The sequence below is a fragment of the Prevotella sp. MA2016 genome (assembly GCF_000619825.1).
GTDB lineage: Bacteria > Bacteroidota > Bacteroidia > Bacteroidales > Bacteroidaceae > Prevotella.
The window spans coordinates 123,007-135,537 of record NZ_JHUW01000011.1; the positions used below are offsets into that span (position 1 = coordinate 123,007).

At 44.7% G+C, this 12,531-nt stretch carries 11 protein-coding genes; 4 read left to right on the forward strand and 7 right to left on the reverse strand.

Annotated elements, in window-relative coordinates; all coding sequences use genetic code 11:
• Positions 1-27 precede the first annotated feature (27 nt).
• The 4 genes from T360_RS0109275 to T360_RS0109290 are packed head-to-tail and all read right to left on the reverse strand — an operon-like array spanning position 28 to position 6,150.
• Positions 28-2,010 carry a cytochrome c biogenesis protein CcdA gene (locus T360_RS0109275; RefSeq protein WP_028912535.1) on the reverse strand — a complete coding sequence of 661 codons (1,983 nt, stop codon included), beginning with the start codon at positions 2,008-2,010 and terminating at the stop codon, positions 28-30.
• 10 nt (positions 2,011-2,020) lie between these two features.
• A complete protein-coding gene (locus T360_RS0109280; RefSeq protein ID WP_028912536.1) occupies positions 2,021-4,213 on the reverse strand; it encodes a glutamine synthetase III in 2,193 nt (730 codons plus the stop codon).
• Between the two features lie 36 nt (positions 4,214-4,249).
• Positions 4,250-5,134, reverse strand: coding sequence for a carbon-nitrogen hydrolase (locus tag T360_RS0109285; protein ID WP_028912537.1), 885 nt, complete (start codon positions 5,132-5,134; stop codon positions 4,250-4,252).
• Positions 5,131-6,150 carry an agmatine deiminase family protein gene (locus T360_RS0109290; RefSeq protein WP_028912538.1) on the reverse strand — a complete coding sequence of 340 codons (1,020 nt, stop codon included), beginning with the start codon at positions 6,148-6,150 and terminating at the stop codon, positions 5,131-5,133. The genes T360_RS0109285 and T360_RS0109290 overlap by 4 nt, the downstream gene beginning before the upstream one ends.
• A gap of 84 nt (positions 6,151-6,234) precedes the next feature.
• Here T360_RS0109290 and T360_RS15805 point away from each other — a divergent pair, with 84 nt between their 5' ends.
• The 3 genes from T360_RS15805 to T360_RS0109305 are packed head-to-tail and all read left to right on the forward strand — an operon-like array spanning position 6,235 to position 8,494.
• Positions 6,235-6,837 carry an ATP-binding cassette domain-containing protein gene (locus T360_RS15805; protein WP_051523496.1) on the forward strand — a complete coding sequence of 201 codons (603 nt, stop codon included), beginning with the start codon at positions 6,235-6,237 and terminating at the stop codon, positions 6,835-6,837.
• The gene (locus T360_RS0109300) at positions 6,834-7,583 is read left to right on the forward strand and encodes an ABC transporter permease (protein WP_028912539.1); all 750 of its coding nucleotides are present in this window, start codon (positions 6,834-6,836) and stop codon (positions 7,581-7,583) included. The genes T360_RS15805 and T360_RS0109300 overlap by 4 nt, the downstream gene beginning before the upstream one ends.
• Positions 7,580-8,494, forward strand: a complete 915-nt coding sequence (locus T360_RS0109305; protein WP_028912540.1) for a nucleotidyltransferase family protein — start codon at positions 7,580-7,582, stop codon at positions 8,492-8,494. Before T360_RS0109300 ends, T360_RS0109305 begins: the two co-directional genes overlap by 4 nt.
• Here T360_RS0109305 and T360_RS0109310 read toward each other — a convergent pair.
• Positions 8,491-9,504 carry an acyltransferase family protein gene (locus T360_RS0109310; RefSeq protein ID WP_155949463.1) on the reverse strand — a complete coding sequence of 338 codons (1,014 nt, stop codon included), beginning with the start codon at positions 9,502-9,504 and terminating at the stop codon, positions 8,491-8,493. The genes T360_RS0109305 and T360_RS0109310 overlap by 4 nt on opposite strands.
• Positions 9,505-9,574: 70 nt before the next feature.
• Here T360_RS0109310 and T360_RS0109315 point away from each other — a divergent pair, with 70 nt between their 5' ends.
• A complete protein-coding gene (locus T360_RS0109315) occupies positions 9,575-10,597 on the forward strand; it encodes an acyltransferase (RefSeq protein WP_028912542.1) in 1,023 nt (340 codons plus the stop codon).
• Here T360_RS0109315 and T360_RS0109320 read toward each other — a convergent pair.
• Both T360_RS0109320 and T360_RS0109325 read right to left on the reverse strand, forming a co-directional pair.
• On the reverse strand, positions 10,548-11,642 hold the full coding sequence (locus T360_RS0109320; protein WP_028912543.1) for a glycosyltransferase: 1,095 nt from the start codon (positions 11,640-11,642) through the stop codon (positions 10,548-10,550). The two genes, T360_RS0109315 and T360_RS0109320, sit on opposite strands and share 50 nt — an antisense overlap.
• Positions 11,639-12,493 (reverse strand): glycosyltransferase family A protein, encoded by an 855-nt coding sequence (locus tag T360_RS0109325; RefSeq protein ID WP_028912544.1) that lies wholly within the window; start codon positions 12,491-12,493, stop codon positions 11,639-11,641. Before T360_RS0109325 ends, T360_RS0109320 begins: the two co-directional genes overlap by 4 nt.
• Positions 12,494-12,531 lie beyond the last annotated feature (38 nt).

Sequence of the window (12,531 nt, forward strand, 5' to 3'; positions counted from 1 at the left end):
CCCCGCCTCAATGAAGCGGGGTTTTTTCTATTTCAAACCTTTATTCAAGAAATCTATATATCCTTGAATATCCTCATCGTAAGAACGGCTACCCGCAAGCGGGTGGCCTTTTTCGTCTAATATCACATAGAATGGTTGGGCGTTGGCGCCAAACTTGACACGCTGGAAATAGCTCCACTTATCGCCAACAGTACGCAATGTGCGCTTCTGCCCGTTCTCCTCTACTTCGATAGGTGTAGCAAGTGGTGTCTTGTCATCCACATAAAGTGATATCAAGATATACTTATTATTCAGGATGTCAGCCACCTGAGGATCACTCCATACAGCAGCTTCCATCTTACGGCAGTTGACGCATCCAAAGCCTGTAAAATCAATAATGACAGGCTTATGCTCAGCCTTGGCTGCAGCCATGCCCTGCTCGTAGTCCTTATACTTAGCTTCGGTCACTGTCTTCTGCAGATTAAAGTCCTGCGTATTCATCGGAGGAGCGAAGGCAGAGATGGCCTTAAGTGGTGCGCCCCACAAACCAGGAATCATATAGATAGTGAATGCCAACGATGCCATTGCCAAAAAGAACTGAGGCACATTGGTGCGATGCTGATCGTCATCATGTGGGAATTTAATCCAACCCAAGAGGTAAGCACCCAGCAGACCAAAAATGACGATCCACAATGCCAAGAACACCTCACGGTCGAGGATATGCCAGCCATAAGCCAAATCAGCCACACTGAGGAACTTGAGTGCGAAAGCCAATTCAATGAAACCAAGTGTCACCTTAATGACATTCATCCAGCCTCCTGACTTAGGAGCCGACTTGAGCAAAGAGGGGAACATGGCAAACAATGTGAATGGAATGGCCAATGCTATTGCAAATCCCAACATACCTACAGTTGGTGCCACAATGCTACCCTGAGTTGAGACAGCCACCAACAGGAAGCCAATGATAGGACCAGTGCAAGAGAACGATACCAAAGCCAAGGTAAATGCCATCAGGAAGATGCTCAGCAGACCAGTGGTACTCTCTGATTTCTCATCAATCTTTGTTGACCAAGATGACGGCAGAGTTATCTCAAATGCGCCTAAGAACGAAGCGGCGAATACCACCAGCAATAGACAGAAGAAGATGTTGAACACCGCATTGGTTGCCAAAGCATTGAGCGCACTAGCACCAAACAGTAAGGTTACTGCCAAACCTAACAGCACATAGATAACTACAATGCTCAGACCATAAGTAGTCGCCTCACGGATTGCCTTAGAACGATCCTTATTCCGCTTCAAGAAAAAGGATACCGTCATTGGAATGATAGGCCATACACAAGGCGTGAACAAAGCGATGAAGCCACCCAAGAAGCCCTCGATAAATATCAACCACAGAGCCATACTCTCCGTAGGTGCCGAATTGCCATTAAAAGCCTGAAGCTCAGAGATAACCGGCGTCCAAAGATTGGCAGCCAGGCTATCGCTGCCGAAATCGGCAGCGGGGCTAACAGTGCTAGCCGGACTAGTTAGGCTAGTATCAGCAGCAGAAATCTGCTGCTCTGGCTGACTTTCAGCCAGAGAACTTGCACCTGACGCTTTCAGCTGAACCTCAGATGGAGGCAGGCAGGCCTGATCATTACAAGCACCATACTCCACATAGCAGTCGATATCATACTTGGGTTTGGTAAACTTTATCTTTTGTACAAAAGTAACAGCATTCTCAAAATACCGTACTTCCATCCCGAAGAGTTTATCCTGCTGCTTGATTTCTTTACCACGAGCCTGCAATTTTCCAACAGGCTGTGCACCATCCATTTTCACAGAGTTGAACGTGGCTGAAATAGGGCCATCAGAGCCAAGACCGGTAGAATAAACATGCCAACCGGCATCAATGGTAGCCTTAAAGACGAGCTCAGCCTCGCCATTCTTCAAATCCTTCAACTGTGTGGTGAAGTGTACTGGGTCCATTATCTGGGCCCTGACACTTAACACAGTCAGTACTAGCCATAGTATTGTGATGATTTTCTTCATATATACCTTTTTATCTTATAAACAATAATTCGCGATATTTAGGCAGCGACCACAGACCATCTTCCACAATCATCTCCAGATGATCTATCTCATAACGGATAGCATCCATCTTTGGACAAACAGTATCATGATAGCTCATGGCACGCTCGTGGATATTATAGATGCGATTAGCCACACGACGTGCTTCTGTCAAGTCATCAACCAATTGTTCGATACGCTCCGTACGCTCGGCGATCTCCTTAATCAGTTTCATATTGCGAGCCGAGAGACGCTCAGCCTCAGCCTTGGGGAACACATCCTTCATGCCCTGTACATTCTTGATGAGCTGACTCTGATAGTGTGTGCTCACAGGAATGATGTGATTCATCGAGAGGTCGCCCATAACACGAGCTTCAATCTGAACAGTCTTCACGTATGTCTCCCACTTCACCTCATTGCGTGCCTCGAGCTCCTTACGATTCATCACCTTAACCGACTCGAACATCTTAATGCTATCCTTATCAAGATAATGCTCGATAATCTTCGGTGTTGACTTCTCTACATCCAAGCCACGCTTAGCAGCCTCAGCCACCCACTCATCGCTATAACCATTACCATCAAAACGAATAGGTTTGCAAGTCTTGATATCCTCACGCAGGACATCAACAATGGCAGAAAGTTTGCTATCGCCCTTAGCAATACGCTTGTCCACACGGTGCTTGAAGTTCTGCAGCGCCTCAGCTACAGCCGAGTTAAGTGCAATCATAGCCGATGCACAGTTAGACGAAGAACCTGGTGCACGGAACTCGAAACGGTTACCAGTGAACGCAAATGGTGACGTGCGGTTGCGATCGGTATTATCGATAATCAAATCAGGAATCTGTGGGATATCAATCTCCATACCCTGCTTGCCCTTAATATTAAAGAGGTCATCCTTGTCAGAAAGTTCGATATGGTCAAGGAGCTCTGTGAGCTGCTTGCCCAGGAACGAACTGATGATGGCAGGAGGTGCCTCATTGCCACCCAGACGATGAGCATTTGTAGCGCTCACAATAGAGGCCTTGAGCAGACCGTTGTGCTTATATACAGCCATCAGCGTCTCGACTATGAAGGTAACGAAACGCAGGTTCTCTTCAGGATTCTTACCAGGAGCGTGGAGCAGAGTACCATTATCGGCAGTCAGACTCCAGTTATTGTGCTTACCACTACCATTGATACCATCAAAAGGCTTTTCGTGGAGCAGTACACGGAAACCATGCTTACGAGCCACCTTCTTCATCAACGACATGAGCAACATGTTGTGATCGACTGCCAGATTACACTCCTCGAAGATTGGTGCCAACTCAAACTGATTAGGTGCCACCTCGTTATGACGCGTCTTACAAGGAATAGCCAACTCATAAGCCTGAATTTCCAAATCCTTCATGAAAGCTTGCACACGATCGGGGATAGTACCAAAGTAATGATCGTCCATCTGCTGGTTCTTGGCACTTTCGTGTCCCATCAGGGTGCGACCAGTGAGCATCAGATCTGGACGAGCCGAATACAAGCCTTCATCAACCAGGAAATACTCCTGCTCCCAACCCAAGTTCACCTGAACCTTGGTTACATTTTCATAGAAATACTGGCACACGTCGGTGGCAGCCTTATTAACAGCATGCAGCGAACGCAACAAAGGTGCCTTGTAGTCGAGCGCTTCACCAGTATAAGCTATAAAGATGGTAGGAATACAGAGTGTATCATCGATAATGAATACTGGTGATGTAGGATCCCAAGCAGAATAGCCGCGAGCCTCGAAGGTATTGCGGATACCACCATTAGGAAAACTTGAAGCATCAGGTTCCTGCTGTACCAACAACTTACCACTGAAGTTCTCTACCATACCACCCTTGCCATCATGTTCTACAAAGGCATCATGCTTCTCGGCTGTACCTTCAGTCAAAGGCTGGAACCAGTGGGTATAATGGGTTGCACCCATCTCCTGAGCCCATTTCTTCATACCATCGGCCACCTCATCAGCAATCGAACGGTCCAAACGAGCTCCATTGTCAATTACATCAATCAGTTTGTTGTACACTGTGATAGGCAGATATTTATACATCTTCTCACGAGTGAAAACATACTTTCCGAAATACTCAGAAGGACGCTCGATAGGCGCCTTCACCTCAACAGCTTTTTTCTTGAAAGCTTCCTCTACAACCTGGAATCTTAGTTGATTTGACATTGTATCTTATATTTTTACTTTTTTATCTTTTTACCTTTAATCGATAAACCTCTTGGTTATATCTCCGTAGGCCTCGATGCGCCGATCACGCAGGAATGGCCACCAACGCCTAACTTGTTCAGAGCGCTCCATATCCATCTCTAAGACAATACTCTCCTCATCATCGGTAGATGCTTCATAAAGGATTTCGCCCTGAGGACCGGCCACGAATGAGGTACCCCAGAACTGAATGCCTCCAGTCTGACCGGAAGGATCCGCTTCAAAACCAACACGATTAACAGCAACTACTGGCAATCCGTTAGCCACGGCATGACCACGCATCACGGTTTGCCATGCCATACGCTGGCGCTGTTGTTCCTCGGGAGTATCACTCTCGGCATAGCCAATGGCCGTAGGATAGATGAGCATTTCAGCTCCCTGCAAAGCCATCAGGCGGGCTGCCTCTGGATACCACTGATCCCAGCACACCAGTACACCTAACTTGCCGACTGATGTCTGGATGGGATGGAAGCCCAAATCACCAGGTGTGAAATAAAACTTCTCGTAATAAGCAGGATCGTCTGGAATGTGCATCTTACGATATTTGCCGACTATCTCGCCATTGCTCTCGATAACCACTGCCGTGTTATGATACAGGCCGGGGGCACGCTTCTCGAAAAGCGACACGACAAGTACCACGCCCAACTGCTTGGCCAGTTCACCATACAAGCGGGTTGACGGTCCTGGTATGGGTTCAGCAAGATCAAATAAATCCACATCCTCGGTCTGACAGAAATACAGGCTATTGTGCAGCTCCTGTAATACAATGAGCTGTGCACCACGTCTTGCCAAATCGGCAATTCCTTCGCTTAATCTCAGGATATTATCCTTCACGTCTGCAGTATTATGCTGCTGCAAAAAACCTACTCTCAGTTCTCTCATAATCTTGGATATTGCATGGTGCAGCAATGAAGAGATCCATGCTGCTTAATAATACTTCTACAATCTATACCGACTATCTCCCTGCCCTCGAAAGCTTCCCCTATCAGTTTCATAGCCTCAGCATCTAAATCAGACTGATTGTAAGTAGGCACCAAGACGGCACCATTCATAATCAGGAAGTTGGCATGGGTAGCAGGCAAACGCTCGCCATCTTCATCAAAGATGGGGCGAGGCATAGGCAACTTTATCAAGTTATAGGGTTTACCATCAACGGTTCGGAAGGTCTTGAGCTGCTCTTCCATCTTTTTCAGGTCGGCATACTGTTCATCATTCTCGTCGTCGCAACCTATATATAATAAGGTATCATGAGGAGCCACTCGCACCAAGGTATCGATATGTCCATCTGTATCATCTCCCACAAGATGACCATAATCTATCCAAAGCACACGCTCGGCACAGAGATCGCGCTTGAGTCGCAATTCTATTTCCTCCTTAGTCATCGGCTGGTTGCGATGAGGTGCCAACAAACAGCATGAAGTGGTAAAAACAGTACCTTTGCCATCGCTTTCAATCGAACCACCTTCGAGCACGAAATCAAGGCAGTCAACATATTCGCCTTTCACCAGACCTTCATCATAGATATGGCGATTGATGGCATTATCAAGATTGGCAGCAAACTTCTCACCCCAACCATTGAAACAGAAATCAAGCAGACGGGCGCCACCCGCATCATCTACTAACGTGATAAAACCATGGTCGCGAGCCCAAGTGTCGTTTGAGTTGACAGATGACAGTTGACAGTTGACAGTTAACTCAACTTCCTCAGGGCCAACGACCAGAAGATTCTCGCGGCTTGAGATGGCGGCCGCCATCTCCTTGTAAGTCTCAGTGATTTCATTGAGCATGGGCGCCCAGTCAGTTTTATCGTGCGGCCAAGTTAGCTGCACCATTGATTGTGGCTCCCATTCAGCTGGCAAACGCCACCTTTTTTCTCCATTAAATTTTTCTATGCTCATATTTTTGGCGCAAAGTTACAAAAAAATGAGTAATAACTGATGGCATGATGAGATTTTTTTGTAATTTTGCATTAACAAATTGCTATGTTAGAGGTTAAAGACGCTACAATATCCGTTTCAGGGAAGGTTTTAGTAAAGAATCTATCCTTTATTGCGGACGACGGAAAGATAACTTGCATCACGGGCCCAGAAGGTTCGGGAAAGACAACCTTTCTGCGTACGCTAATGGGGTTTCTACCTGTTACAGAAGGATTTGTGAGTGTGGACGGCGAACTATTAACGATACAATCAGCACCTGCATTCCGTAAATTGATGTGCTATCTGCCTCAAACCATGCACATGCTGCGCCACCATCTATACAAGCCAGAAATACCAGTTACTGAACCTGAAGAATATTGTATATGGAATAACATCCTGCCTACAGCAACAAGTATTCCTGAGACAGAACCTTTGTCATCAGAGGATATATTCCGTCTGGCTAGTGAGACTATCGCAGCCGCAACAGACAAGACCATCATTGTGGCTGATGAACCTGCAGCTCATCTCTCACCAGGATATGCGCCTCAGATGTTGCAATTACTGCAAGAGCAGGCAGCTAAGGGCAAATGCGTGCTGATAGCCAGTCGCAACCCTCAGCTCATTGCTAACTCCCACCATATTATTGATTTAAACCAGTTCATATCATGACGACATCATTAATACTGCACACACTACTAGCACTTCTGCTTTTAGCGCTGCCTTTGGGAGCGCTCTATCTTTTCGACCGCCCATCCATCAGACCATTTGCCCTTGCTTTTGCAAAAGGCATTATACAACTATTTGTATTCTCGTTAGTAATCTGGGGTGTGTATAAGATTAACAGCCTGTGGATAGCAACAGGATGGTTGTTAGTGATGTCGATATGGGCAGGATGGCTTGTCATCAACAGATGCAAGGTGCCTGTCAAAAGTTATCTGTTTCCAACTTGTGGCGGTATGTTTACAGGCGTGTTGCTGACAGGATTATGGCTACTGTTTACCGTACTACCCATAGACTCCATCACGGTTAGGTGGTTTGTACCAGTAATGGCTATCCTACTTGGACATACAGCAACCATGCAGATAAAAGGGGTGAGCAACTTTGTGAACATGCTGCAACAGAATCGCTCACAATATGATTTCCTTTTAGGTAATGGCGCCTCACAATGGCAATCGCTGATACCTTTTATACGTACTAGTGTGTTGGCCATCCTTTCACCTACCATTGCCAACTTATCAACATTAGCATTAGCCACCCTACCCTTGCTGTTTTGCGGCATATTACTGGGCGGTTTCACACCTATCAATGCTTTTGCCGCCATGCTTTATATGGTACTGGGGTGCATAGCCTCATCCATATTAGCACTGGGTATCACGATCGTTATCATTAAGTATCTTCATGTTTTACCACGATGAGAAAACTATTCTTTGAGTTAGTGCAAGTTTCAGTGGGACAGCTAGACGGCATGAGCCGCTTCCCCGAACCAGACGAGTGGCGAAAATTATTCGAGCTGTCCAGACGCCATGCTATAGCAGGCATCTGTTATCATGGTATTACCAGATTACAGGAACATGGGCTTGTGGCGCCTCAGGAATTATCGCACGACTGGTTGAAAGAAGTAGAGCAAACCAAAGAAATGAATCGTGGCAGGAGCAGAAGACTGATAAGACTTCAAGAGGAATTACGAACGCACCACTTGCGCTCATCCATTATAACCGGACCAGGATTGGCACGTTTCTACGACCGTGAACTTCAAATGCAGAGATACACCAGAAGCATAAGCCTCTATGTATTTGGTTATAGGAACCAAGTGGATTTGAATCAATGGAAGGATATCAACGTACACGTCTTTACCGAGCTGAATGCAGGCAAAGCAAATCAGCGCAATCATCGATTTGAGAAGTGGCTGCTCTTAAACAACGACCTGATGTTCAGTAAAGTGGGCGAATTGATTGTGCCATCGCATGCGATGACCATCATTCTTCAGATTGTTCATCTTTACAACCTTTTTCTTGATCGCCAAATGCGATTACGAGATTTAATGGACCTATTCTTTGTACTCCACTATGGTGATGAGAATAAAAATCAATATCAATTTTCAGAAAGAACCTTAGAAGAGGAGATTAAGAACTTAGGACTGACCCGCTTTACTCGCGGCATCATGTGGCTGATGAAAGAGGTATTTAACCTTGATGCTGGGCATCTGCTTGCTGAGCCCCTTGAAGACGAAGGCAAATTTCTGCTGAACAAGACGATGAGCGGAAACTTCACCTTACAAGACTGGTGGCATAAGCTATGGTATTACACCTTCCAGAACCTGACTTAGGATTTATCGCTATATTTCACGCCAAACAGATAATGCCCTAAGAACGGACTGAGACGAATCACATAGCTGGCAATCAAACTAAGCGCCAGTACCACCAACGATATCAGGAGTATCACAACGAACTCAACAAACTGACTGTCGTATGCTTTTAGCTGTTCTGCATAAGCCATGAGGAATCGTGGCAGGAAAAAATAGTGCAGCAGATAGACATCCAATGTTCGCGTACCCACATACTGCAAAGGTTTTGAAACATGCCATCTTTGAAGCCATGCAGAAGTAAGTCGGAAGAACGTAAATACCATCACCATACCAGTAATCCCCCCCACATAGAAGCGGAACATCTCGAACATCAGATTGTCATGGTGCGAGGTGGAAGCAACCAAGGCAAAGACAGCCGTAACCAATGCGATTACTACTGGTTTATCCGTCCATCGAATAAAGGTATCGAAATGCCGCTTGACACAAGTTCCTAAATAAAAAAACAAGAATAAGCGCCAGGTGGTTATGCTCAGGAAACCAGATGCATCTATCAACCACAATTGATAACCATCGGCTACAGAACGCAGACTATCATAATAGCGGGCATATATGAAAGCACCAACAGTTAATGCCACAGCCATCAACGGCGTCCACTTTCTGCTGATACGAATCAGCAGCATATAGAGGATAAAATACTCAAAAAGGGCAAAGGTAAACCAATACCCTCCTTTGAGCGTACCTAACTGATGAAAAAACTCTGGTGGTGGTGCCAAGAGCAACAGAAATATAAAGGTAGGCAGCAGTTGTACCATCGCCTTATGTCTGGCGACGTCCTTAAACGGGCGTTGAGCTACCGACTCAAACAGCCAGCCACTAATCATAAAAAAGCATGGTAATCGAAACAGGATAAACACGGCATTATAACCCATCCGCGAATCGCCCAAACAGAAATGACACACATGTGCAAACACCACGAGAATCATCGTAAATCCTCGCATCGCGTCTATGTATTCAATTCTCTGTTTACCCATTTCGCCCACAAAAGTACAGAAAAATATTGGAACATTTGTGCATTTCAGCAGAAAATGCTACTTTTGCATCATGAAAGAAAGAATTAACTGGATAGATTGGGCTAAAGCCTTTTGTATGACGGTAGTGGTGTTCTGCCACCTACCTCAACAGGAAGACACCTTTCATCTGCAGTTTTTAGCATCGGTTATTCTTTCTACATTCTTCTTTATCTCTGGCTATCTGAAGAAAGAAGAACTTTCAGTAAAAGAGTCAGCCAAGAAATATGGCTATGCCCTCTTAATACCTTACTTATTATATAATGCACTCTACTACCCTTACTGGTTGGCTAAGTTCTATATTGAGCATGACAGCATAACACTCTCTGACGCCATCAAACCGATAACGGGTACACTATTAGGCCAATTAAACAGCAGTTTCTCCTGCGAGTTGAATGGCGTGACCTGGTTCTTGATTGCACTATTCATGATGCACCTCCTTACAGATGTGCTTAATCGATACAGACACGGCCAGAAAGTGATGCTGATTATCTCTATCATAACCATGATACTTTATGGTGCAAACAAATATTACCACTATGCCCCATATATTACCTATCATGGTTTTATTCGTTGTCTGTGTTTCTTCTTCCTTGGAAATGTTTCCCACCAATGGGAACATTTGAAGACATTAAATCTAGCAAAAGATTTAGCCATAGGTATCACCACCCTATCGACCTGTCTCATTCTGTTTTATTGGCATATCAACGAGGACATATTCCCCCTTCATATTGCGCTATACTATGTAGTCAACCTCATATCAGTCATCGCCTTTATCCACCTAGCAAAGGCACTCAATAGTATCAAGTGCCAACTGATAACACTTATATCTATCGGCACCATGCTCATTTTCGGCCTACACCGGATGATGATAGGCATCATAGATTTTGGTATAGAGAAGACACTCCATCATCCTAACATCATTTATGATTGGAGCGCATGCCTGATGATAGCACTCACCATAGAACTCGTGCTATTACCATTGATTATCTACAGAAGAAGATGGCCTATCCTTTTCGGCAAAGCTGCTCGAAAAGTTCCTTCCATTTTGGCATAATAACATCTGCCCGATAACGTTGGGCCGACTCGATGCCAGCTTGCCCCATTTGAATACGTAAATCAGGATTCTCAATCAACTGACAGACACGTTCAGCGAATGCCTTAACATTCCTATTCTTGATTAAGAAGCCATCGCCCCCATCGGTTATAATCTCTGCTGGCCCATAAGGGCAATCAAATGCTATTACTGGCAAGCCACAACTCATCGCCTCTGGAAGCACCAAGCCAAAGGGTTCGAAAAGCGAAGTAAGAATCAGTATTGCGCCACAACTATAATGCGCCATCATATCTGAAGTGGGTTTAAACACACGGATACCTGGTGCATTGATTTCAAAATCGCCATAGACCTCTAGTGTCCAATCCTGATGCTTGGCATAAACCAAAGACCAAATATGAAGCAAGCTGTTGATATCTTTTTGTTTGTCGTTACGACCAACAAAAACAACCGAATTCTCTGTACGACTATTATTGTTACACCTATCACTAAAATGAACTACATTAGGAATGACACACACATGCTGATTATAACAACGCCAATCCCTAGCATCACCAGCAGTCAAAGCGACCACCGCACTTGCTTTTCTAACCTGACGTTTGAAAGTCCAAACATGAAGTCGGCGAAGCCATCCTGCACCAGCAATCTCCTCTGCCTTACATAATGAATGTGACTCAACCACCAATGGTACATTCCTACGAACTTTATTCAGAACACCCACGAAATCAAGCTTTACACATACCATCACATCAACTGCTACATGCAAAAGGGTTTCGTGTATTCTTCTCTCTAGTAAACGATACAGCTCTCTATTCTTCAACAAGCGTTTGAATCCATGATAAGCATACTGCTGATGCAAACCTATTCCCAGATCAATATGCCTTACCTTATGATGCAACGGAAAAGGGAAATCATGACGCCCTTGATTAATGGTTAGAAGATAAATATCATAATCACATTCTTCTGCAAGATAATTCATCTTGTCTGCCAGCACCCTTTCCAGGCCACCCAATACAGCGTAAGCATCTGTTACATATAGCAGTATCATCTTTGCTTAACGAGATTATCTTCACTATCCTCATAGTGATCTTTCTTGAAAAATATACGCGATAAGCCCTTTCCTTGTATTTTAACATGCTGCACAAAACTCTGCCAAAGTGATTGAGAGCCAATTGTTCCGTAACCAGTAACAGGACGAGCCTTACGATTATAGAGAAAAGCAATTTTACCAAATGGTTTTAATGACAATGCCAATGAACCATCTTCGCCACGACGAATATCTGTTCTAATTTCAACCTGCCGTGCATATTCTGCATTAAACGCAAACACCATACCTCGTACACAAAGTTCTGGACGTTTAAAATGCTGGACAAATAAGAACATATCGCGAATCATTTCAAAAAAGAACAATCCAAATCGGGAATGGTTTTCATCTGGAAAGAAACTCCAGAAGGAACTGACGCACGACACGTCTGGTTTTGCCAACTTGGTCATCATCAAATCAACATATTGAGACGGATAAAAAGTGTCTGCATCAACACAAAAATGATATTTGCCACGAGCATGTTCTAACCCACATCTACGAGCAAATCCGGGACTTTGTTTCTGTTCATTGAAATATGGAAGTCCCAAACGTTGATAGACCCCTTCGGTGCGATCTTTGGAATTATTATTAACTCCCAGTATCTCTATGGGATATTTGGTCTGGAGTTCACTGAGAGACCACAAACAGGCAGCTAACCTGCGTTCCTCATTATATGCTATCACTACCACAGATACCAAAGGCTCTTGACTCTGTTTCTGAGCAAGATTGGTTTTGATCTCATCCAGCACAGCGACAGGAATCTCAGCCAAAGATTTACCATATATTGACAGATATTTTTCGTACCAATTAGCCATAATGCATAGGTTTTGTGTGCGAAGATACAAACTTTTCT

Coding starts and splice junctions, on each gene's coding strand:
- T360_RS0109275 (WP_028912535.1), bottom strand. CDS start 2,010: ATGAAGAAAATCATCACAATACTATGGCTAGTACTGACTGTGTTAAGT.
- T360_RS0109280 (WP_028912536.1), bottom strand. CDS start 4,213: ATGTCAAATCAACTAAGATTCCAGGTTGTAGAGGAAGCTTTCAAGAAA.
- T360_RS0109285 (WP_028912537.1), bottom strand. CDS start 5,134: ATGAGAGAACTGAGAGTAGGTTTTTTGCAGCAGCATAATACTGCAGAC.
- T360_RS0109290 (WP_028912538.1), bottom strand. CDS start 6,150: ATGAGCATAGAAAAATTTAATGGAGAAAAAAGGTGGCGTTTGCCAGCT.
- T360_RS15805 (WP_051523496.1), top strand. CDS start 6,235: ATGTTAGAGGTTAAAGACGCTACAATATCCGTTTCAGGGAAGGTTTTA.
- T360_RS0109300 (WP_028912539.1), top strand. CDS start 6,834: ATGACGACATCATTAATACTGCACACACTACTAGCACTTCTGCTTTTA.
- T360_RS0109305 (WP_028912540.1), top strand. CDS start 7,580: ATGAGAAAACTATTCTTTGAGTTAGTGCAAGTTTCAGTGGGACAGCTA.
- T360_RS0109310 (WP_155949463.1), bottom strand. CDS start 9,504: ATGGGTAAACAGAGAATTGAATACATAGACGCGATGCGAGGATTTACG.
- T360_RS0109315 (WP_028912542.1), top strand. CDS start 9,575: ATGAAAGAAAGAATTAACTGGATAGATTGGGCTAAAGCCTTTTGTATG.
- T360_RS0109320 (WP_028912543.1), bottom strand. CDS start 11,642: ATGATACTGCTATATGTAACAGATGCTTACGCTGTATTGGGTGGCCTG.
- T360_RS0109325 (WP_028912544.1), bottom strand. CDS start 12,493: ATGGCTAATTGGTACGAAAAATATCTGTCAATATATGGTAAATCTTTG.